Source organism: Psychromonas sp. (assembly GCF_047632995.1).
Taxonomy (GTDB): domain Bacteria; phylum Pseudomonadota; class Gammaproteobacteria; order Enterobacterales; family Psychromonadaceae; genus Psychromonas.
Genome location: NZ_JBLIEK010000065.1, coordinates 1 through 21,471 on the forward strand (window position 1 = coordinate 1; position 21,471 = coordinate 21,471).

19 protein-coding genes are annotated in these 21,471 nt (G+C 42.1%); 7 read left to right on the forward strand and 12 right to left on the reverse strand.

Features of this window, described 5'->3' with window-relative positions:
• Positions 1–248: 248 nt before the first annotated feature.
• Both ACJAT7_RS11695 and ACJAT7_RS11700 read left to right on the forward strand, forming a co-directional pair.
• Positions 249–2,387, forward strand: a complete 2,139-nt coding sequence (locus ACJAT7_RS11695; RefSeq protein ID WP_415226980.1) for a protein-disulfide reductase DsbD family protein — start codon at positions 249–251, stop codon at positions 2,385–2,387.
• Positions 2,387–2,902: a protein disulfide oxidoreductase gene (locus ACJAT7_RS11700; protein ID WP_415226981.1), complete on the forward strand. Its 516-nt coding sequence runs from the start codon at positions 2,387–2,389 to the stop codon at positions 2,900–2,902. Before ACJAT7_RS11695 ends, ACJAT7_RS11700 begins: the two co-directional genes overlap by 1 nt.
• 40 nt (positions 2,903–2,942) lie before the next feature.
• On the opposite strand, the gene ACJAT7_RS11705 is transcribed toward ACJAT7_RS11700, so the two are convergent.
• From ACJAT7_RS11705 to ACJAT7_RS11735, 7 genes are all read right to left on the reverse strand, one after another.
• Positions 2,943–4,925, reverse strand: a complete 1,983-nt coding sequence (locus tag ACJAT7_RS11705; RefSeq protein WP_415226982.1) for a transglutaminaseTgpA domain-containing protein — start codon at positions 4,923–4,925, stop codon at positions 2,943–2,945.
• Complete coding sequence (locus tag ACJAT7_RS11710) at positions 4,922–5,902, reverse strand: DUF58 domain-containing protein (RefSeq protein WP_415226983.1); 981 nt, start codon at positions 5,900–5,902, stop codon at positions 4,922–4,924. The genes ACJAT7_RS11705 and ACJAT7_RS11710 overlap by 4 nt, the downstream gene beginning before the upstream one ends.
• A 3-nt stretch (positions 5,903–5,905) precedes the next feature.
• On the reverse strand, positions 5,906–6,823 hold the full coding sequence (locus ACJAT7_RS11715) for an AAA family ATPase (RefSeq protein WP_415226984.1): 918 nt from the start codon (positions 6,821–6,823) through the stop codon (positions 5,906–5,908).
• A 419-nt stretch (positions 6,824–7,242) separates the two neighbouring features.
• The gene (locus ACJAT7_RS11720; RefSeq protein ID WP_415226985.1) at positions 7,243–9,378 is read right to left on the reverse strand and encodes an alpha-amylase family glycosyl hydrolase; all 2,136 of its coding nucleotides are present in this window, start codon (positions 9,376–9,378) and stop codon (positions 7,243–7,245) included.
• 358 nt (positions 9,379–9,736) lie between these two features.
• On the reverse strand, positions 9,737–11,281 hold the full coding sequence (locus ACJAT7_RS11725) for a methyl-accepting chemotaxis protein (protein ID WP_415226986.1): 1,545 nt from the start codon (positions 11,279–11,281) through the stop codon (positions 9,737–9,739).
• A 102-nt stretch (positions 11,282–11,383) separates the two neighbouring features.
• Positions 11,384–11,611: a DUF3820 family protein gene (locus ACJAT7_RS11730; RefSeq protein WP_415226987.1), complete on the reverse strand. Its 228-nt coding sequence runs from the start codon at positions 11,609–11,611 to the stop codon at positions 11,384–11,386.
• A gap of 167 nt (positions 11,612–11,778) precedes the next feature.
• The gene (locus ACJAT7_RS11735) at positions 11,779–13,050 is read right to left on the reverse strand and encodes an O-acetylhomoserine aminocarboxypropyltransferase/cysteine synthase family protein (protein WP_415226988.1); all 1,272 of its coding nucleotides are present in this window, start codon (positions 13,048–13,050) and stop codon (positions 11,779–11,781) included.
• Between the two features lie 242 nt (positions 13,051–13,292).
• On the opposite strand from ACJAT7_RS11735, the gene ACJAT7_RS11740 reads away from it, so the two are divergent.
• Positions 13,293–13,808, forward strand: a complete 516-nt coding sequence (locus tag ACJAT7_RS11740; protein WP_415226989.1) for a GNAT family N-acetyltransferase — start codon at positions 13,293–13,295, stop codon at positions 13,806–13,808.
• A gap of 44 nt (positions 13,809–13,852) precedes the next feature.
• On the opposite strand, the gene arsB is transcribed toward ACJAT7_RS11740, so the two are convergent.
• Positions 13,853–14,860, reverse strand: coding sequence for an ACR3 family arsenite efflux transporter (gene arsB, locus ACJAT7_RS11745; RefSeq protein WP_415226990.1), 1,008 nt, complete (start codon positions 14,858–14,860; stop codon positions 13,853–13,855).
• A 348-nt stretch (positions 14,861–15,208) separates the two neighbouring features.
• Here arsB and ACJAT7_RS11750 point away from each other — a divergent pair, with 348 nt between their 5' ends.
• Positions 15,209–16,576, forward strand: a complete 1,368-nt coding sequence (locus ACJAT7_RS11750) for a DegQ family serine endoprotease (RefSeq protein WP_415226991.1) — start codon at positions 15,209–15,211, stop codon at positions 16,574–16,576.
• Between the two features lie 101 nt (positions 16,577–16,677).
• On the opposite strand, the gene dapB is transcribed toward ACJAT7_RS11750, so the two are convergent.
• The 3 genes from dapB to ACJAT7_RS11765 all read right to left on the reverse strand — a co-directional run bounded on the left by dapB (position 16,678) and on the right by ACJAT7_RS11765 (position 18,030).
• Positions 16,678–17,409, reverse strand: a complete 732-nt coding sequence (dapB, locus tag ACJAT7_RS11755) for a 4-hydroxy-tetrahydrodipicolinate reductase (RefSeq protein ID WP_415226992.1) — start codon at positions 17,407–17,409, stop codon at positions 16,678–16,680.
• A gap of 68 nt (positions 17,410–17,477) precedes the next feature.
• Positions 17,478–17,807: a DUF2956 domain-containing protein gene (locus ACJAT7_RS11760; RefSeq protein ID WP_415226993.1), complete on the reverse strand. Its 330-nt coding sequence runs from the start codon at positions 17,805–17,807 to the stop codon at positions 17,478–17,480.
• 1 nt (position 17,808) lies between these two features.
• Positions 17,809–18,030: a DUF1289 domain-containing protein gene (locus ACJAT7_RS11765; protein ID WP_415226994.1), complete on the reverse strand. Its 222-nt coding sequence runs from the start codon at positions 18,028–18,030 to the stop codon at positions 17,809–17,811.
• 307 nt (positions 18,031–18,337) lie between these two features.
• On the opposite strand from ACJAT7_RS11765, the gene ACJAT7_RS11770 reads away from it, so the two are divergent.
• Positions 18,338–18,778 carry an HIT family protein gene (locus ACJAT7_RS11770; protein ID WP_415226995.1) on the forward strand — a complete coding sequence of 147 codons (441 nt, stop codon included), beginning with the start codon at positions 18,338–18,340 and terminating at the stop codon, positions 18,776–18,778.
• Positions 18,779–18,916: 138 nt separating this feature from the next.
• Complete coding sequence (locus ACJAT7_RS11775) at positions 18,917–19,747, forward strand: HDOD domain-containing protein (RefSeq protein WP_415226996.1); 831 nt, start codon at positions 18,917–18,919, stop codon at positions 19,745–19,747.
• Here ACJAT7_RS11775 and ACJAT7_RS11780 read toward each other — a convergent pair.
• Positions 19,744–20,304 carry a GTP-binding protein gene (locus ACJAT7_RS11780; protein WP_415226997.1) on the reverse strand — a complete coding sequence of 187 codons (561 nt, stop codon included), beginning with the start codon at positions 20,302–20,304 and terminating at the stop codon, positions 19,744–19,746. The genes ACJAT7_RS11775 and ACJAT7_RS11780 overlap by 4 nt on opposite strands.
• A 99-nt stretch (positions 20,305–20,403) precedes the next feature.
• On the opposite strand from ACJAT7_RS11780, the gene ACJAT7_RS11785 reads away from it, so the two are divergent.
• Positions 20,404–21,267, forward strand: coding sequence for a YicC/YloC family endoribonuclease (locus tag ACJAT7_RS11785; protein ID WP_415226998.1), 864 nt, complete (start codon positions 20,404–20,406; stop codon positions 21,265–21,267).
• The last annotated feature ends 204 nt before the right edge of the window (positions 21,268–21,471 follow it).

A 21,471-nucleotide genomic window follows, 5' to 3' on the forward strand; every position in this document is an offset into this window, starting at 1 on the left:
TGCTACCTTAGCGAACTTTTTTGGATTAATAGGCTCAAGTGCTAGATAATTATTGCTTTTATTATCTAATCCCTTGATTAATTTATGGTTTTTATATTTTTTCAAGGGAAAAATAAATATGCGTACTAGGCTATATTATCAATCAGCAGCATTTTTGGATTTATCTCTTTCACAAATGAAATTTTTGATGAAAATTCCATTTCTATATTTATTACTGCCTCTGTTTATCATTATTTGGAGATTTTAAATTGCATAAATCGGCCCCTTTTATTCGCTCTGTTTTAGTCAGCTTGTTAGTGGTTTTTGCATTTCTCTGTCATGTTGTTATTGCCGCCGAGACGCCTTCTGAAAAAACATCAACAGGATGGTTAATTAAACCGAACCATCCCCCCGTTTCGCTGCAGATGCAGTTAACAGGACAACATTCCTTACCACTAAAAACGGTTAACGCGGTTTTGCAGGTGAGGTTAGAAGGGGAGTGGAAAACTTACTGGCGCTCACCAGGAGAAGGGGGTGTTGCCCCCTCTTTTGATTTTTCTCAGTCAACTAATATTGCCGATGTTACTTGGGGCTGGCCCGCACCGAAACGTTATCCTGTATTGGGTGTGGATACCATTGGCTACAAGGGCGTTACTAATTTCCCTATTACGTTACATCTTGAAGATGTAAGCCGACCGGTAGTTTTAAAAGGTCAATTAACCCTCGCATCATGCACCAATATTTGTGTTCTCAGCGATTATGAAATTAAATTGAATTTTACAACTGAAAATTTAACGATTAATACGCCGGCCCTGTTTACCTATAATCAGGCGCTGGGCGCTGTGCCAATGATGATTGATGCGCAAGTTATTGAAAATAAAGAAACAAGTTCAACAATTTCAGGGTTCCGCTCATATTGGGACAATCACAAACAAACACTTATTGTACAAGTTGAAAATAAACTAGGTTGGCACTCACCGGATCTGTTTGTGGACTCAAAGGAGAGTGAGCTTGAGGGGGTCAGCTTTTCTGCACCGAAAATTACCATTGTCGGGGAACAGATAAGCGCGCAATTTAATGCCAGCAGCTGGGCTGGCAAAGTTGATTTAAACAAGCGCCTATTGAATATTACTGTGATCGATTCCGAGTTGGCGGTTGAATTCGTTACTCAGCCTTCAGCTCAAGCTATTGTAAGTGAGCCTAAAACGTTTGCATCGATCTTTATTTTTGCATTAATCGGCGGACTTATTTTAAATATCATGCCATGTGTACTACCAGTATTGGGGATGAAGTTAAGTAGCGTATTATCGGCTCATGGTGTTGCACGCAAGCAGATCCGCAGGCAGTTTCTCGCGTCGTCGGCCGGTATTTTGAGCTCTTTCTGGTTATTGGCGGCTTTTTTATTGCTCCTTAAATTTTCAGGACAGGCATTGGGGTGGGGAATTCAATTCCAAAGCCCCTACTTTATTGCTGTGATGGTTGTGGTTACCGCTTTATTTGCTGCAAATATGCTCGGGTTATTTGAAATTCAGTTACCTGTACAAGCACAAACCTGGTTAGCGACGAGAGGATCAAGCTCTTATCTGGGGCATTACCTGCAGGGAATGTTTGCCACGCTCTTAGCCACGCCTTGTAGCGCGCCATTTTTAGGCACGGCGGTTGCGTTTGCGCTAGCTGCGCCGGCGTTTGAATTATTCATTATTTTTAGCGCATTAGGACTGGGGATGGCGTTGCCCTGGTTATTGATTGCACTGTTTCCTGCAGCCGCGCTGTGGTTACCCAAACCAGGAAAATGGATGAATAGCATCAAAATCGTTTTTGCCTTAATGATTTTAATTACCTGCTACTGGCTGTTAAGTTTGCTCTCTGTCTTTATTGGTCTCTCTGTTACTGTTGCGATAGCGTTACTGTTCACCCTTTTACTGCTCATTTTAGTCGGCAAAAAACGCGGTAAAAAAGTGTTACTGATTGTTTTAGCCACTATTTTGCTCAGTAGTGTCGCCATTACGATTGTTGCCAGCTTAACCGCTAATAGATCAGGCGTGGCGCTGACTGAGCTCGATTGGGTGCCTTTAAATAGAACTCAAATTGAACTGCAAGTGAAACAGGGAAATGTGGTTTTTGTTGATGTTACCGCAGACTGGTGTGTAACCTGCAAAGCCAATAAAATCGGCGTGATATTGCAGGAGCCCGTTTACAGCGCCTTACAAAGTAAGGGAGTTATCGCAATGCAAGGTGATTGGACGCTACCCTCTGAGAGTATCAGTAAGTATCTGCAATCTTACGGGCGCTTTGGCGTACCCTTTAATATCGTTTACGGCCCGGGCGCACCACAAGGTATTCCTTTAGCGACGATATTAAGCAGTGATGCGGTGCTTGCTGCGCTGCAACATGCAAAAGGGCAATAATGGCGGCCAATTCTAAAGCGAAAAAACCTTTATTAAGCTGGATAAAAGAAGCGCTTATCTTTTTGTTGATAGCGATTGTTATTGGTTGGGGGATAGATCTTTGGCGTAGTCAGTCAATGGCATCAGGGACAGCGCCTGACTCGATAGCAAGCTCTCTACAGGGAGAACAGATTGATCTGCAAGCACTGAGCCAGGAGAAACCGGTATTAGTTTACTTCTGGGCAATCTGGTGTCCTGTGTGCAGCGCTGTTTCACCTTCGGTTGATTTTATGGCTGATTATTACCCGGTAGTGAGTGTCGCATTAAGATCAGGAGAAGATAAACGGATCCGGCAATATCTTAACGGCAAAGAGTACGACTTCAGTGTGGTTAACGATCCGAAAGGTTTGCTAAGCAGAGCTTGGGGGGTATCGGTCACACCGACTATTTTTATTATCGATAAAGGTGAAATTAAGTCAGTGACCACAGGTTTTACCTCTCCGCTGGGGATCTGGTTACGTTTGCTCTTTGCTTGATGTAGCTTGGGTATATTGGTTGGTTTTATTTATTAATATTTCATCCTTTTTGTATTTGTTTGCAGATAAAACGCAACTGTTTAAGCCGTTTTTTACGTGCACTTGCGGACAAACCAACTTCATATTTTAAGCTATTGTATTTAAGCGAAAAGTTTTCAAAAAGTGCAGAAGAGAAAGGGGATTTTGCGCAGGCTAGTTGGCAAAATTCAGTGACGGTTTGGCCTTTCTGCCTGACTACTCCTTTTTTTGAATAATAGCGCTGCAGTTGTAAATAAAGCTTATCTTCGCCACTGAATTTACGGCGAATCCAAGGTTTAAATATCAGTAAAACAATAATGAGAAACACCGATATCATCATCATGAATACCGCGAAAACAAAGTTTAACCAGTGAAATTTAGCAAACCAGGAGTGCATCAAACGTAGCTGTTTTTGATTGTCGTAATTAACCACCCACGTTGCCCATAGATAATCTATCTGCGCAATTTTTGTACGTAATTGATTTAATAACCTTATATTTCGCCATTTCTGCAGAGATAAATACTCATCTGCTAAAAACTCAGCACTGTTTGTTAAACCTTGCTCCAACCCCAATTCAACACGATCAGGGGCAATATAAGCGGTGGGATCAACCCGAAGCCACCTGTCGTCTTGCCAAATTTCCACCCATGCATGCGCATCATATTGGCGAATAGAGATAAATTTATCGTCAGCTTGCCACTCGCCGCCCAAATACCCGGTTACCATACGCGCAGGAAAGCCTAAAAGCCGCGCGACATAAAGGTAGCTGCTGGCATAATGCACACAAAATCCGGCTTGTGTTGAGAACAGAAAATCATCTACTTGATCGATGCCCAGTGGTGGCGGTTTAAGGGTGTAACGGAAATTCCCTGTTGCAAAGGAATTCAGCAGCTGATTAAGAATCTCCTTTTTATCAACCCCTTGCTTTATCTTAGCGGCAATCCAGTTTTGTGTTTTAAGATTACCTTGTGACGGGAGAGTGAGTAGTTGTTGCCTTTCTTTTTTTGTTATTGGTTTTGCTTTGATCTGTTGATATAAATTAACGTTAAAGGGTTCCCTTTTAACCACGGGGGTTATATTACGCAGTGAATAATCACTTAAACTAACCCGCCCAAAACTCGGGTCACCATAATCAAGAACTGGGATCCAATAATTGTAATGCGGCTCAACAATCAGGTCATAACTGTTTTTTTTGCGGCTTAATTTAAATCTTACACCCAGCCCATTTTTAGCCTGTTGCTCCTGCACTTTTTGGCTTGGACTTTGCGACCAAGTTTGCCCATCGAAATCATCTAAGGTCATCACGCGCCAATAAAGCTCACTTTTACTTACCGGATCTCCTGAAAATGAGGCACGAAAAGCCAAAGCACTGGAACGGCTTAATTCGGCAATTTGTCCGGGACTGACGGTATCACTTAACCCCGTGGTTGCCTGCTTTTGTAACGGCATTTGCCACAATGAGGGTAAGCGAGGAATCACAATAAAGAGCAGCAGTGCCAGAGGTAAACTGAGTAAACTACTTTTAAGCAATAATTTCACAAAGCGGGTGCCCGCTAAATTCGCTCCATGAACAGTTAACAGTATGGCGAGCAATAAAAGGGTGAGTAATGCAGCCACCATCGCCATCGCAATCGAATAATTAAAAATAAGAAACAGCGCAATTAATACAAAACCAGTATTAACAAAAAAATGGATATCGCGGATTGATTTTAACTCCAAAAATTTTAAGCTAAAACCTAACATAATCAGATGCAGCATGATGTTAAAGAAACCCTGCTGATAAACCAGCAAGATAGTGATTAAGCTAATCACTATGGTAATAAAATTCAGCAACAACCTCGCCGGTAAGGGCAAGCGTCCATAAAAGTTAGCAATACGCCAAATACTGCAGAGCAGGCCCAAAAAAACTAAGAACGGATTCAGATGGTCATATAATGCGCTCACCAAACCAATATAGGTTAGGATAATGAGCGATAAACCCAAGCGATTAAGGAACTCTTTCATTCGCTTAATCCATATAACGCTAATGCTTTTAAACAAATTTCTTTATGTTCTAAGCCATGACCAGCTGCAATGGTGTTGCTGCCGAGCTTTAAAGCATAACTGGCCTCATTTTTTGCTAATTCAATCACTTGATAACAAAGTAAACGCAGTTTTATTTCCAAATCTAAATTTGTATATAAAGCCAAATCTAAAAGTACGTCACCACCTTGTGCTTGTTCAAACTGCTTACTAAACCAGCCCCGTCCTTGTGCCAGCTGCTTCCATGCAACCGATTTTAATGACTCACCGGGTTGATAACTTTTTAGCATTGAAAATTGCTCAAAACCAAGCGTAAAATTTGTAAACCCCTGGTTTGTTTGCTCGGCAGATAAACTAACCAGCTGCTTATCATTAGCAAGTGGCTCGGGATATAACAAAACATGCAATCCAAAATCAAGATGCGTCCACACGGTAAATAAACCAAAAGGAAAGGTTGAATGCAGGGTCACTCTGCCCGGATTAAACTCGCCTCTTTTTTTCGACAAGCCATAAATTAAAACTTGTTGTTCGTCTATTACCGATTTCAGGGCAGAACTTGGGTGTTGAAAATAAAAATCAATCTGTTGGCCAATGTTACTTTTTTTAGTAACACGTAAACAAAAAACACTATCCTGACCCGCAAATTGAGGTTTAACTTGGTTGGCAGTCAGGGTTAAACCTGTAATATTTTGATAACTTAACAGCAGACAAGTCACCATAAAACTGCACAGAAAAAACACCACAAATAAGATTAAATTGTTTTGATAGTTCGTACCGAGCAGAAACAAAGTAAAACAGAGTATTAAAAAATGCAGGCCAAATTTAGAAGGAAAAATAAAGGTGTTTTTACGATTCAAGGTAAAGCTATTTTGCGCTGGCATACGCGTAGTTAACCAACGCTCAAAACGTCGCTCGATTAGCCTTGTTAACGGCGCTATTATTTTCCAACGTTTATTCATAAATTAACCAAGCGGATCAACATTATCAAGCAATGTTTGACTCAGTGCTTTACTGCTCTGTTTATAACCATTACTCCCCGCTAAACGGTGATCGGTCACCGCGACAAATACAGCCTGAATATCTTCAGGAATGAGATAATCTCTTTGTTTTATAAAGGCCATCGCTTTAGCCGCCTGCAGTAATATTTTGCTGCAACGAGGAGACAACGGGTTGGCTGAAATTCCACTGTAACGACTTTCATGGATCAGGCGTAACAGATAATTTAAAACCGCCTCACTGGCTTGAATTTTACCTACCGTAGCTTGCATCGTTTGCAAATCGGCAATATTAATAATGGCGGGTATTATCTGTTTTTTATCTAACGAAAAATGCCCCTTGAGCATTTGTAATTCCGCATCCATATTCGGGAAACCAAGTTCAATACGCATCATAAATCGGTCTAACTGGGATTCCGGTAATGGAAATGTGCCCGCTTGATCTAACGGGTTTTGCGTCGCAATCACAAAGAAAGGTGTTGGCAGCGCATATGTCTCACTGTCTAGTGATATTTGCCGCTCTTCCATCGCCTCCAATAACGCGCTTTGCGTTTTAGGACTGGCTCGGTTTATTTCATCCGCTAATAATACCTGACTAAAAATTGGCCCTTTATGAAACTTAAATTGTTGTTTATTGCTATCAAAGATAGACACACCGAGAATATCTGCAGGCAACATATCACTGGTAAATTGCACTCGCCGATAATCAAGTCCAAGCGTTTGTGCTAAAGCAGATGCAAGCGTTGTTTTCCCCATACCCGGTAGATCTTCAATTAAAAGATGGCCGCCGGCCAGCAAACAAACTAAAGCCAATTGGGTCTGCTCTTCCTTCCCCAGTAAGATATTATTCAGTTGTTTGAATATTTCAGCTATTTTATTATGCATCAATACGCCTTACATTAATTAACGAGTAAACAAAATTTAATTATATACCCAAGCTACTTCAAGATGCAGGAATCAGCAAGTCGATAAATGATGAGATTCTAGGCAGAAGGTTGATGATCTAGTTATTCTAAATCAAAACCTGCTAACAACGAAGATTATCGTTTATCGTTTTGCCCGAAGGGAGTTTCACCCGAAAGCTAGCACTGCGTTATAACACTTGAATGGTTATGCCTTGTTCTAGCATCCGGGTGAAGCTCTGAATCTGCATCTTGAAGTAGTTTGGGTATCTACCGCGTGACTTAAAAATGCAGAAGAGAAGAAGGCAAGAGAGGTAAGCTATTTGCTGTGTGGAATTATAAAAAAACGGACAGTATGGGGTGCCATCGCTGTCCGTTTTTTAGTTTTAGGTAAGTTTTATCTTACTTACATTTACTGACCATCATAGTGCCAGTGTGCAGGCCTTCATCTACTTTAAAACTGTAAACATAGGTGCCCGGTTCAGGAATAGTAATAGGTGATTCAGTGCCGTAGCCCGATGCGGTCATTATCGGTTGCTCTTGACCGATAATAACAGCCTTGGATTTCTTAACTGCAAATTCAGATGACCAGTCCGCAGCTGCAAATTTGAAGGCAAACGCACTTGCTTGTTTCTCTTTTACAACAACCTGATAAACGCCGTCACCTTTATATTTGAACTTACGAGAAGTCGGTGTCGCATTAAAGCCATCACCACCTTTGTAGGTGCCTCGGATCCACATGGTTTTTTCAAGCGGTCCTTTTCCTTTTATGGTTGGCGCATCACATCTAGCAAGCACGCCTGTACCCGTTAGGCTCGCCACTTTACTGCTGATAACCGGTCCCGCTTTTGAAGGAGATACTATTTGATAGAAAGCGGCAGCAAATGGGGCAAGTGTTATCTCATACTGTCCCTTAACCAAGGCGACAGTCTGCTCTTCCAGTAAATTGGATAGTGCGCCCTCACTGCCTATCGCAGCGCTTGTAAGGGTGATTTTTGCCTCTTTACCCTTAGTGTTGACTAAATAAAGGATATGATCATCAGCGGCATCTTTACGATCTATATAAATATTCTCATCAGAATAGATATGGGTGCGGCTACCTTTGTATAACGCAGGATTAGCTGCACGCATTGCCATCAAAGCGGAGAGATATTGCTTCAGATCTGCCTCTTGTGGATTAAGTACTGTGGTTTCACCGCTAGCTGTCGTTGTGACCCCTTCAATTTTTGCACTAGAGCGTGCCACGTGATCATCACAGAGGCCGCTTGCACCATCACAGTTTTGATACATACCTTCAAAATCTTCAACCTGATCGCCAATCTCTTCACCATAATAGAATGTGATTGGGCCACTGTAAGCTGTCATAAAACTAAAGGCTGCTTTATGACGAGCCCAATATTCAGGATCTTTGGGATCGGCAATGAAACCGCGCTGCAGTAGATCTCCAAAACGCACCAGATCATGGTTGCCTAACATAAGATTCGGCATAGCGTGCGCCGGATAAGAACGATGAGAAAATAGCGCGTCATTTAAATGAGTAGCGGGGCGCTTACCACTGCTATTTTCATCAACCGCAAAAGTTTGCACTACAGAGTAACGAACAGGGAAATCAAAGGCAGAAGGGAGGGAAGGGGCTTTGTCGCTGCCGTAACCTTGCAATGCGATATCATTCGCGCCCGTACGCCAAATTTCAGCGACCATATAACCGAGCGGATTAACCTCTTTGCCATTGAGTTTATACGTTTGTGCTGCCGATGCTTTTTCTACGGCTTGGCGAATTTCAGCCCACTGGGTAACGGGAACTTGATAAGCTTGATCTAAACGCCAGCCGTCAATTTTCAGCTCATTAATCCAGTAAGTTGCGACCTCTTTATAGAATTCCAGATCGTCAGGGTATTTAGTTTCAAAACCGACATTGTTGATCGGGGTACCTTTGGTTGGTAAGCGGCCTTGGGGAGAGGGCACAACATTACCTTTATGATGGCCAAAAACGCCATCAAAAATCACATACATACCTTTCGCATGGGCTTGTTTCACCAACTCTTTAGCCTGCGCTAATGTACCGAACTTAGGGTCTATTTTGAAATAATCGCTAGTGAAATAGCCGGTGGCGTCAAGACGATCTATCCAGTCATTTTGACCGTCAACTGCAACAGAGTCGAATATCGGCGTTAACCAGACCGTATTCATACCCAGTGATTTAATGTAGTCAAGCGAAGCGGTCACGCCCGCTATATCACCATTATGGTGGCTTGTACCGTAACCTGTGCCGTAACCGACATTCTTATCGTCATCAACAAAAGATTCAACCATAACTTGATACATGCGCAGATTACAGGCAGCCTTTTTGTTTTCTGGCTGATTACATACTAGGTGATTATCAGAAGCGGCTTTAGCTTTGCTAATATTGACGCTATGAATTGTTGAATCGGCTGCTTTTGCAAGCGGTTTTTGTTTTACTGCGGAGTCTCCCGCACCGCCTGCACAGGCAGCAAGTAAGGTGGAGACCGATAGGGCTAATAGAGTTTTCCGTAACATATAGATGTACCTTAACACTTAAAAATTAAATGGATTGATGACTAAAAGTTCGTCATTTAAACACAGAAGCAGAAAACCAAGCTGCCATAGCTCACACTCTATTATTTGCGGGGTGAGCAAAGTGTAAAATTATGATCTGGTAAAGAATATCGGACAAAAAAAGTATAAATTTATTTATTAGATTAGAATCATTGTGTTACAGGGGCGTAGTAGATTCTTTTCCAAAGGGGGCGTAGACGTTGTTTGTAATAGTGAAATTGATGAGCTAAAACGTTAGTTGAAAAAGACTGGCAGTCGCTGTTAACGCGTGCTGTATTGCCATACAGAGGTGTCCGTATGGCAATAATAAAGCATCCCGTTAGGAAAATTGGGTTACTAGGGCTTGTTGTTCTTGGAGTTTATCTAATAGTTGCTTAGATAGTTCAACTGCCTGCTGACCATGGCTTTCAGTCGTTACCGCCATATCGGAGATAGCGACAACATTGCGGTTTATCTCTTCGCTGACTAAGGATTGCTCTTCAATCGCAGTGGCGATTTGTGTATTCAAGTTGGCTAACTCACTGATTTCGGAGTTAATTTGCAGCAAAGATTCACCCGTTTCTGCCGACAGTGCAACACAGTGGCTGGAAAGTTCAGTTCCCTTTCCCATAGCGTTATGAGCAGCATGTGACTCGGATTGTAATTGTGACAACAAGTTGTTAATTTCAACTGTAGATTTCTGGGTGCGCATCGCCAGTGATCGCACTTCATCGGCAACGACGGCGAAGCCTCTGCCTTGTTCTCCTGCTCGTGCGGCTTCAATGGCAGCATTGAGCGCTAATAGGTTAGTCTGATCGGCAATGCTGCTTATCTCATTTAGCACAGTTGCAATTGATTTGCTGCCATTTACTAGGCGTGTGATCGCCTCTTCTACATCAGTTAATTGCACCGCTAAATCGTTATTGGCGGCAATCGTTTCTTGTACTATTTTTTGTCCCTGACCGCTAATCTCTAAGCTGTGCTGGGAAACCTGCGCCGCATTGCCAACCACTTGCGCCAGATCGTTCACTGTAGCAGACATCTCATTCATCGCAGTGGCAACTTGCTCTGTTTCATTGTGTTGTTGTGCCAATATAGCAGATACACTGATCCCGCATTCAGCGGCTTCTTGAGCGGTTAAGGTGATGTTATCAGAAACATCACAGACTCGACCTACAATAGCTTTAAGCTCTGCAGCGCGCATCTGTTGTGCTAATTTTATAATGCCGATCTGATCATTATTGCCGGAATAGATAAAGCTCATCAGTGGATTGTTAAATACAGATTTAGCGTCAGCGACAACCTCTTTATATTTTTTCCGCCAGTTAAGAAATAGTCCCGTAAAGAGAGCTGAAATAATAACCATAGGACCAGTAAACAGTATGTTTAAGCCACTAAAAATAGCAATTGAGAGGCTAAAAGCAAATGCAAGCATAAAGAACAGTTGAAACCAGCCGGTAAGATCGGTTGTAAATTTTAACTGTGCAGGTGGTTTGCCAGCATTGATCTTTTTATAAACCTGCTCTGCGCGTTCGACCACGTCACGCTCGGGAGATGTGCGTACCGATTGATATTCAAATATTTTACCTTGGCTGTCTTTTATTGGCGTGACAAAGGCGTTAACCCAGTAATAATCTCCATTTTTACAGCTGTTTTTAACGGGTCCCATCCAGGAAAGCCCCGCTTGCGTAAACTGCCATAAGTCTTTAAATGCCGCTTTGGGCATATCTGGGTGACGTACTATATTATGCGGGTTCCCGTGCAGCTCTTCCATCGAGTAGCCGGCGATATCACAGAAATTTTTGTTCGCATATTTGATCTTGCTGTCTAATTCTGTGGTTGATAATAATATTGCATTTTTATCAAACAGTTGCTCTTTGCTCATAATGATCTCTTTGCGGCAGAAAATGCTGTTATTGTTTATACGCCTTTAGAATGTCTGTTTTTTATTTAGAACTTATACATTGCAGCTAAAGGGCATCTTTTTTTAAAATCCATTACGTTTGATTAGCGGCTCTAACATCTTCTCCAAACCATTTAATTTAACTTCATAGATCAACGCGAGTTGCTGGCCTAGTTTTCCTTCAGGAAACCCTTTGCTGTAAAACCACACAAGATAAGGTTCGGGCAGGTAAATGAGTTTACGGCCCGCATATTTACCAAACGGCATGGTTTGATTAATAGCTTCACTGAGCAGTTTTGGATTATCTAACAATCTCTTTCCTTTTTCTTGAGGAGATAATGCTATTTTCGGGCTGTAATTTTAACATGTTCGGCGAATTATCAGAAAAACATAGTCTGCTGTTTTTCGGCTAAACAGCAAGTGCTGCAAACAAAAAACCGCTACATTTTCGCAGCGGCTTGTTTAATACTTGGTTTTTTTTAAACCTTTGCCAGTGCTTGTTCGACATCGGCAATAATATCATCAATATTTTCAATGCCCACTGAAATACGAATCAACTCTTCACTTACACCGGCGGCTTTTAGCTCTTTATGATTGAGCTGACGATGGGTAGTTGAAGCCGGGTGACAGGCGAGTGATTTTGCATCACCTATATTGACTAAGCGTAAGATCATTTGCAGGGCATCGATAAATTTCCCACCCGATACCGCTCCGCCTTTAATACCAAAACTTAAAATCCCCGACGCTTTACCGCCACATATTTTTTGGCAAGTTTGGTAATAGGCGCTGCTCTCAAGGGCTGCATAATTAACCCACTCTACCTTGTGATGGTTGCTTAAGTATTTTGCCAGTTTTTCTGCATTTTCACAGTGGCGCTCCATCCGTAAACATAAGGTTTCTAAACCCTGCATAATTTGGAAGGAGTTCATTGGTGAAATGGCCGCACCTGTGTTGCGCAGAGGTACAACACGGCAACGGCCGATATAAGCGGCTGCGCCGAATGCTTCGGTATAAACCACGCCATGATAAGAGGGATCGGGTTCATTTAAAATCGCAAAACGCTCTTTATTGGCGACCCAGTCAAACTTACCGGAGTCGACAATAATGCCTCCAATCGAGGTGCCGTGGCCGCCGATATATTTAGTCAGTGAATGCACCACAATATCTGCGCCAAACTCAAATGGGCGACATAAAACCGGGGTGGCAACGGTATTATCAACAATTAGCGGCAGGCCGTGTTTATGCGCGATATCTGCAAGTCGCTGAATATCGACAATATTACCCGCCGGGTTACCAATCGATTCACAGAAAACAGCACGTGTATTTTCATCAATCGCATCTTCAAACCCCTGGTAATCATCAAATGAAAGCATGCGTGTTTCGATGCCTTGTTTTGGCAACGAATGAGCAAATAGGTTATAGGTACCACCGTAAAGCTGGCTAGTGCTAACGATATTGGTGCCAACTTCACAAATACATTGAATGGCATAGGTGATTGCTGCCATGCCTGATGCAACAGCAAGCGCGGCAATACCGCCTTCCATTGCTGCGACCCGTTTTTCTAAGACATCTGTTGTCGGGTTCATAATGCGGGTGTAAATATTACCAGGCACTTTTAAATCAAACAGATCCGCACCGTGTTGCGTATCATCAAAAGTGTAAGAGGTGGTTTGATAAATGGGGACTGCTGCCGCTTTGGTGGTTGCTTCCGATTCATAACCGTGGTGTAACGCAAGTGATTCTAATTTCATAAATACCCTGAACAGACATAAAAAACGAATGTGTATAAACTAGCACTGCTGTTACTAATAAGACAGCAGATAAACGGGTGAATTATCACGCTTATGGGAGATTACTCAGTAAGAGGTATGATTTGCTTAATAACCTTGTTTAAGGATGCTTGTAACATGGAACAATGGATTTCGTTTTTTATTCAGGTTATAACCTTGTTTAAATATTAATATTTTTGATGCACAGTAGTAAAAGGAGATTCATGGTTAACATTAAGCTTTGTAGTCAAGAGCAACTCGATCTGTTGCGTGAGGTCTCGATTGAAACCTATCGTGATACCTTTATTGACAGTAATAGTGAAGCGCTGATGCAGCAGTACCTCAGTGATGCGTTATCGCGTGAAAAGCTGCAGGTGGAATTTAACGAGGCCGATAGCCGTTTCTACTTTATCTATTGTGAAGAGCAAGTTGCGGGTTTTTTAAAGGTAAATGAGAGCGGTGCGCAGACCGATATTGGCGACCTAAATTCATTAGAGATTGAGCGCTTTTATATTCGTAAAGCATTTCTGCGCAGAGGTCTGGGCAAGCAGTTAATGGATTTTGCATCTGAATTAGCCAACCAAGCGGGAAAAGAGTATCTCTGGTTAGGAGTATGGGAGAGGAACTTTCCAGCACTGCATTTTTATAAACAGATGGGATTTGAGCAGATAGGCTCACACCCGTTTGATATGGGGGGCGACATACAAACCGATTTGGTGTTTAAAAAATCGCTATTGTAGTAGCTGAAGTAACCTCAATTCGTTTTACTTTTCCTGAGCTGAGGTTAACTAAACTGCTGACGCGTATGATTTGCATAGGCGACCAGTGACAGCATAACGGGTACTTCAACCAATACGCCGACTATCGTGGCCAGCGCTGCGCCGGAATAAGTGCCGAATAAACTGATTGCTACCGCAACCGCCAGTTCAAAGAAGTTAGATGCGCCAATCATCGCGCCAGGCGCTGCAATACAATGAGGTTGTTGCCATTTTTTCATCCACCAATAAGCTAACGCAAAAATCAGGTAGGTCTGTATCGTCAGGGGAATTGCAATTAAGATGATATCAAGCGGATTGGCTAAAATGGTTTGCGCCTGAAAACCAAAGAGTAAAATAACCGTCCCCACTAAGCCGATAATTGACAGGGGTTTTAAAGTGGCACTTAATTTATCCAGGCTCGCCTGGTTCTTAATAAAATGACGGGTGAAGACCCCGGCCAGTAGTGGCACAACGACAAAGAGTGAAACAGAGAGCAGCAGGGTATCCCACGGCACGAAGATATCGGTCACGCCGAGTAAAAAGGCCGCCAGCGGCGCAAATGCCACCACCATAATCAGATCATTAATAGCTACCTGCACCAAGGTGTAGTTAGCATCCCCTTTTGTGAGTTGACTCCAGACAAACACCATCGCAGTGCAGGGCGCGACACCCAATAAAATCATACCGGCGATATATTGATCAATTAATTCAGGCGAGATCCAGGCGCCAAAGAGGTAGCGCATAAATAGGGTCGCCAACAGCGCCATAGTAAAAGGTTTTATTAACCAGTTAATGGCCAGGGTGATCAGTAAACCTTTCGGACGGCGGTGAACATTACGAATAGCGGTGAAGTCAACCTGCATCATCATGGGATAAATCATCAGCCAGATTAGCACGGCAATTACCATATTGATTTGCGCATACTGAAAATTACCCAGCGTGGTAAATAATGCGGGAAATATTATGCCGCAGATAACACCAATCAACATGCCTAGTGCAATCCAGACACTTAAAAAACGCTCAAATAGGGTCATTTATCCTCCGACTTAATTTGTTGGTATTGCCCTGTGCTTTTATCTTTTATTAATAATATGAGCATAGTTGAAATATTCCAGTGACGGATTTTCCTTATAAAATGAGATAATCGCGGGTTAATATCTTTTATTCTCTTTTAATAGGCAGCAGCTAGAAATAAAATCAGCTGAATAACATTGCATATTGATAATTGACAGGCCGCAGCGCTACTCTTATTATCTCAATATCTTAACTATACTTGCTGCAGCGTTAAGTGCTGACTGTGTTAACAAACAGACCTTTACGTAGCAAGAGATAATTATCAGCAACTATTTTCCAGCCCCACATGTAACGATAGGGAGTTAAACATGAAGAAAATTTTACTAATACTATGTGCTGTTTCTATTAGCCTGATATCAAATCTATCTTTTGCGGTCATTCCCAATATGAGCGCGGATGGAAAACCCTATCCGTCGTTGTCGCCTATATTGAAAAAAATAAATCCGGCAGTGGTTAATATTGCGACCTACTCCACGCAGAATTATAACGATAACCCATTATTAAACGATCCATTTTTCAGGCATTTTTTTAATCTGCCCCAGCAACCCAAAGAGCCTGAAGACCGCGCTAAAAAACGGCAGCGCAGCGCAGGTTCGGGCGTCATAGTGAATGCTTTGGATGGTATTGTTATGACTAATTACCACGTTGTTAAAAATGCAGATGAAGTAAGAGTCTCATTATTAGATGGCCGCAGTTATGAAGCTAAATTGGTCGGCTCAGATCCGGAATTAGATATTGCGATTTTAAAGGTGCAAGCGGATAACTTAACGCAAATCAATATTGCCGATTCAAGTATTTTGGAGGTTGGCGACTTTGTTATTGCTATCGGCAACCCCTTTGGTTTGGGTCAAACGGTGACAACGGGTATCGTCAGCGCGTTGGGCAGAAGCGGTTTAGGCATCGAAGGCTATGAAAATTTCATTCAGACCGACGCTTCGATTAACCCGGGGAATTCCGGCGGTGCATTGGTCAATTTAGCGGGAGAGCTGGTGGGGATCAACACTGCTATTATTGCGCCTTCAGGAGGTAATGTCGGTATTGGCTTTGCTATTCCGGCTAATATGGCAAAAGCCAGCATGCTGCAAATTGTTGCCCATGGCGAGGTACGTCGTGGCCAGATTGGCGTGGGTATCCAAGATATTACTCCCGATCTACGCGAGGCCTTTGCTTTGAAAAATGGCCAGTCTGGCGCACTGATAACCAGTGTCAGTAAAGATTCTCCGGCAGAAAAAGCCGGAATAAAATCAGGTGATATTATTATTATGCTTGATGGCAGGGCGATCACTTCAACGGGCGAATTACGCAGTCGTATCGGCATAAAACAGATAGGCGATAAGGTAGCGGTTACGATTTTACGTGACGGCAAAGAAAAACAGTTACAAGTAAAAATTGGCGAACCGCAGTCTTCCACATACAGTGACGGTAAATTACATCCGCTGCTGGAGGGCGCTTACTTTGAAAATGAGCCTGATGGTAATGGTGTAGTTGTGACGCGTTTAGCACCAAATTCAATTGCATCTTATAGTGGCTTAAGGGCTGGGGATCTGATTGTTGCGGCCAATCAACTGCGTGTTGTCGATATGGAATCATTTAAGAAGGCGTTAAAAAGAAACAAGTCTGCACTTTTACTGCAGATTAATCGCAATGGCGGTTCGTTCTTTATCGTTATTAAGTGATAAAAAGCTAAATGATAAAAAGCTAAGTGATTTAAAATGAAAAACGCCAGCAAAAATGCTGGCGTTTTTCATTATCTGAGCCATTGCCTAAATCAAGACAATTAATCCATCAAATGTTCAAGCCCATAAACTAACTCGTTGCGTGTAACCACTTTTTTACATGCCAAGCAGATACCCGGCATAAATGATTCGCGGTGCTGAGAGTTATGCTCAATTTTTAATGTTTCACTTAAACCGCCAAAAAAGACGGTTTGTTGTGCAACCACACCGGGTAAACGAATAGAGTGAAGTTTGACACCCTGCAGCTCTGCACCACGCGCACCTTCAATTAGCTCTTTATCGCTACAGACTATAGCGGCCTTAGTACGTGCAGCAGCAATAAGCTCTGCAGTGCGCATACCAGTACCGGAGGGGCTTTCCTCTTTTTGCGGGCTATGCGCTTCAATGATCTCGGCATCCGGCAGGTATTTGGCTGCCTCTGCTGCAAATTTCATCATTAAAACTGCGCCCACAGAGAAGTTCGGCGCGATTAAGCCGCCAAGGTGTTTTTGTGTTGCCAACGCCTGCAGTTGCTTGACCTGTTCAACTTGAAAACCACTGGTACCTATTACCGGACAGGCGCCCGCATTTAAAATAATTTGCGTGTTAGTAAAACCGGCTGACGCGGCGGTTAAATCAACGACCACTTGTGCATCACTTTGCTTGATTAAAGCAGCAAGATCATCACCCGCATCGCACTGGCCAACAAGCTGTAATTGTGAATCGTTACTAATTGCTTTAACAGCTTCGCTACCCATGCGCCCTTTAGCGCCGTTTACAATAACTTTAATCATGGTTATTCCTTTAAGTTTTTGTGACTATGACAAGCCAAGCTTTATCAAATTTGTTGATCATTAAGTTGTTAGCGATTATAAAAAATATAAGCTGCAAAACCAATCCAGCTTAACAGCAATAAAATCCAAGGAGTGCGGTGACTCTTTTCTGTTTGACTTTCATTTTCACTTTCTAACTCAGTGGTTTGATTTTCTGGCTGTTTTTTCTTTTTAGCTTTATCTGCTTGGCGCTGTTTGCTTTTCACAGATTTTTTGTATTCAGCGATCCCTTTTTGGATTCCTTGCGCAATTAAACGCGTCTGCTCTTTTTTTTGACCCGGTTTTTGCGTTTTTTTCGCAACCACCATCGCCTCATCTTGGGTTTCTACTGAGATCTCGCTATTTTTTTGTTTGGCCATTTTATTTACGCTTTTTATCTTGTAATTGAGTTAATCGAGCCAGTGATTTCTTCTCTAGTACTTTCAAGAAATTTTCCGGATCTTCGTATCCATATTCAAAAAGATGCGCCACCACTTTGCCTATCAGTGCTTTGCTGTCTCTAATTTCAGTATGAGTGCGTCCACATCCCTGACAAAAAGTGCCATCACTGGTGCATTGGTTGACGCATGGGCTAAATTTCATGGTTAAATCCTTGCATTACCGATTCATGATCAAAAGTTTTATCTAAATGACGCTCAAGCTGCTTGGCAATAGTGAATCTGCATTTCCAAGTCGTAGGCTATTCAAGATAAGCTAGTTTAGCAATTTTAAAGTATCTAATCATGAGTTTAAAACTCTTTTTATCCACGTCTTTACTTCTATATAAGTTTGCAGCAGATCACACTAATCTTGTTTTTACCGATAAGTGATAAACAACATCAATTCCATTTTCGGGCAAATCCTATAAGCTAGGTTACAATCTACTATAAAATCCTTACAAAGGAAAAACATGACATTTCAATTAGACTCGCGTTTACAAAAAGACTGTTATCTGCTTGCAGAAAGTGAACACAGTTTATGGTTATTGCTTAATAACAGTTATTTCCCGTGGTTTGTTATTGTACCGAAAACTGAGCAAACTGAACTGTATTTGCTTGCCAAAGAACAGCAGGATTTGCTGCAACGCGACATTAATTTACTCAGTGAATTTGTCCATAACAACTTTGACTGCGATAAACTTAATGTGGCATCCATAGGCAATATTGTTAAGCAGATGCATATCCATATTATTGCGCGGACAGAATCGGATAAGTGCTGGCCAGGCGTTGTTTGGGGGACAAGCTTTAAACGGAACTATAAATTTACTGAAGTTATGGAAATCCAACAAAAATTGAAACAGTTTTGCCAATATAAAAGCATAAATGGATTTCAATTTGCGTCACTTCAATAAAGCCCCTATTGATCATTGATTTTATAGGCATAACAGCCTAATTTTGTAGCTATTACTGATGTTGATTGAACGCAGATGAATTTATCTCTGCAATCTGATTTGTCTATACCATATTATTAATACGTAAGGGAATGTGAAATGCTTGAACTTTCACAACTATTTAAAGATGTAAAACAACTACCTGTGTTGCCGATTCTATTACTCGAATTAATGGAAAGCTTCTCAGATGAAGATACCCGTGTGGGAGAGATTGCTAAAAAAATTGGTATGGATCAGTCGCTCAGTGCAAAAGTGATTCGAATGGCCAATTCAGCGGCTTATCGTCGTGGCAAAGAGGTGGAATCAATTGACCGTGCCGTTGTTCGTTTAGGTTTTAATCAGATTCGTCGGATCGTTGTCGCCACATCATTATCGAATGTTTTTCCTAAAACCCCTGGTTTTGATAAAAACAAGTTTTGGAAAGATACCTTCACGACCGCCAGTATTGCTAAAGCCCTGGCACAACATACCAACGTTAATCAGGAAACCGCCTTCACCTGTGCAATGCTGCATAATATTGGCGAACTGTTACTGCAAATATTAAAACCTGAGGAGTGTTCTCTGATTGCATTGGCGATTGAAACAGGCGAGCCGCGTTTAGCTGCACAACGTGAAGCCTTTGGTTTTGATTATAGCCAAGTGGGCGCTGAGCTTGCCAAACATTGGAATTTTTCAACGGTATTTTGTGATGCGATAGAGCAGCAACTCGATCCTCTCTCATATGAACAGCCATCGAAAGAAGCAATTCTGATTCGCCTGGCTGTTTTTGCCCGTTTTGCTTGGGGGGCGGGCTTGTCAGCTGAGATGATAGTGGCGCGTTTTCCTGCCACATTAACGGATTACCTGACTTTAAATAAAAACGGGCTGGTGGATGAATTTGAGGCGATGATTGACGCAGGGCAGGAGCTCGGCCGTATAATCTCCCATTAGAATGCCAGATCGAGTTTATTGTGCTGTAACAGATAAAGCGGCTTCGAATATTTCTTAGCTATTTTTTCTGCCAGTCTGTTATCTCCCTGCTCCGCAATGCACAACTGATCTGCTTGCTCAATTAATGACAGATAACCTGCATTTTGTAGATATCTATTATCACCAAGCTGTTTGTCAGATAGCAGGCAGACAGTCGCTTGAAGATCTAACACAGGCAGGTAAAACTGACCTTGTAATAATTTTTTAATATTAATCAGATGGCCGGCGCCTGCCGGTTCAATAAAAATTCTTTGCGGAGCAGCCTCTTTAATGAGCTTATTTAAAGCAACACGAAAGGGCATACCCGCACTGCAGCATAAACAGCCGCCATAAATCTCTTTAATGAAAATATTGTTGGCCAGACAACGCTCTTTAGGATAATGATAATTACCCGACTCATTAACCAGTACCGCCCACTTTTCATGGACGGGTTTATAACTGAGTAGCTGCTCAATCAAACGGCTTTTTCCGGCCCCTAAAAATCCGCCAATAATATGGCAAGTTATTTTTTGTTTCATTAAATTACTCCGTAACCGCCTGTTACCATAGCATCTTTTCGACTTACTCGGTTATACTGCCTACATCTCCTAAAAAGAAGCAAATTAAAAGAGGTTATTATGATCTATAGCATGACAGCATTTGCACGCAAGCAATTTAAAGGTGATTGGGGAACCGCAGTATGGGAAATTCGCTCTGTAAACCAACGTTATTTAGAGACCTACTTTCGCCTTCCTGAACAGTTTCGTGGTATTGAGGCTAAATTAAAAGAAATTTTCCGTAAGACGCTGCAGCGTGGGAAAATAGAATGTAGCTTACGTTTTGATGCAAATAACGGTAATAGTGATGCGCTGTGTATGAATCAAGAATTGGCGGCACAACTAATTCAAAATGCGCAATGGGTACTTGATAAAGCAGGGTCGGGGGCATTAAACCCAATTGATATCCTGAAATGGCCTGGCGTAATGCAGGCACCCGAGCAGGATTCGGATGCGATAACGATTGAGTTAATGACAGCTTTTAAAGAAACACTGAATGAATTTATCGACTCGCGCGCGGCAGAAGGAGGCAACCTTGCCGAATTTATTGAGCAGCGTTTAGCCGCTATCAGCGAACAGGCAAACAAAGTTCGTTCATTTATGCCGGAAATACAAGTATGGCAAAAGGCGCGTATTCTTAAAAAATTCGAGGATGCGCATGTAGATTTAGACAGTAACCGTGTTGAGCAGGAGCTGGTTTTGATCGCACAGAAATCTGATGTCGCAGAAGAGTTGGATCGTTTAGATTCACATATTTCGGAAAGCCGTAATGTCTTACAAAAAGGCGGTCCGGTAGGGCGCCGTTTAGATTTTATGATGCAGGAATTTAACCGTGAAGCAAATACATTAGGCTCAAAAGTGATTAACAGCGAGATCACCGCCGCGGCGGTAGAGTGCAAAGTGTTAATTGAGCAGATGCGCGAGCAGGTTCAGAATATTGAATAGTGTTTTAGTGCAATTCCTAATCATTAACAAAGCCTCGTATACTGAGGCTTTGTGGTTTAGTGAAAGGGCCGTTACTTAATCAGATTGCTCTAATTTATAGTCCTCTATATTAAGGTGATGTTTTTTCAGCAGCTTGTAAAAATCGGTTCTGTTTCTTCCTGAAAGCTCAGCGGCTTTTGATACAACGCCATCGGTCATCTTTAA

Bases quoted from the DNA above. Each gene is read 5' to 3' on its own strand.
- ACJAT7_RS11700 (WP_415226981.1), top strand. From the start codon at position 2,387: ATGGCGGCCAATTCTAAAGCGAAAAAACCTTTATTAAGCTGGATAAAA.
- dapB (WP_415226992.1), bottom strand. From the start codon at position 17,409: ATGATTAAAGTTATTGTAAACGGCGCTAAAGGGCGCATGGGTAGCGAA.
- ACJAT7_RS11740 (WP_415226989.1), top strand. From the start codon at position 13,293: ATGGTTAACATTAAGCTTTGTAGTCAAGAGCAACTCGATCTGTTGCGT.
- ACJAT7_RS11775 (WP_415226996.1), top strand. From the start codon at position 18,917: ATGCTTGAACTTTCACAACTATTTAAAGATGTAAAACAACTACCTGTG.
- ACJAT7_RS11765 (WP_415226994.1), bottom strand. From the start codon at position 18,030: ATGAAATTTAGCCCATGCGTCAACCAATGCACCAGTGATGGCACTTTT.
- ACJAT7_RS11750 (WP_415226991.1), top strand. From the start codon at position 15,209: ATGAAGAAAATTTTACTAATACTATGTGCTGTTTCTATTAGCCTGATA.
- ACJAT7_RS11735 (WP_415226988.1), bottom strand. From the start codon at position 13,050: ATGAAATTAGAATCACTTGCGTTACACCACGGTTATGAATCGGAAGCA.
- ACJAT7_RS11770 (WP_415226995.1), top strand. From the start codon at position 18,338: ATGACATTTCAATTAGACTCGCGTTTACAAAAAGACTGTTATCTGCTT.
- ACJAT7_RS11715 (WP_415226984.1), bottom strand. From the start codon at position 6,823: ATGCATAATAAAATAGCTGAAATATTCAAACAACTGAATAATATCTTA.
- ACJAT7_RS11725 (WP_415226986.1), bottom strand. From the start codon at position 11,281: ATGAGCAAAGAGCAACTGTTTGATAAAAATGCAATATTATTATCAACC.
- ACJAT7_RS11785 (WP_415226998.1), top strand. From the start codon at position 20,404: ATGATCTATAGCATGACAGCATTTGCACGCAAGCAATTTAAAGGTGAT.
- ACJAT7_RS11720 (WP_415226985.1), bottom strand. From the start codon at position 9,378: ATGTTACGGAAAACTCTATTAGCCCTATCGGTCTCCACCTTACTTGCT.
- ACJAT7_RS11705 (WP_415226982.1), bottom strand. From the start codon at position 4,925: ATGAAAGAGTTCCTTAATCGCTTGGGTTTATCGCTCATTATCCTAACC.
- arsB (WP_415226990.1), bottom strand. From the start codon at position 14,860: ATGACCCTATTTGAGCGTTTTTTAAGTGTCTGGATTGCACTAGGCATG.
- ACJAT7_RS11710 (WP_415226983.1), bottom strand. From the start codon at position 5,902: ATGAATAAACGTTGGAAAATAATAGCGCCGTTAACAAGGCTAATCGAG.
- ACJAT7_RS11760 (WP_415226993.1), bottom strand. From the start codon at position 17,807: ATGGCCAAACAAAAAAATAGCGAGATCTCAGTAGAAACCCAAGATGAG.
- ACJAT7_RS11780 (WP_415226997.1), bottom strand. From the start codon at position 20,304: ATGAAACAAAAAATAACTTGCCATATTATTGGCGGATTTTTAGGGGCC.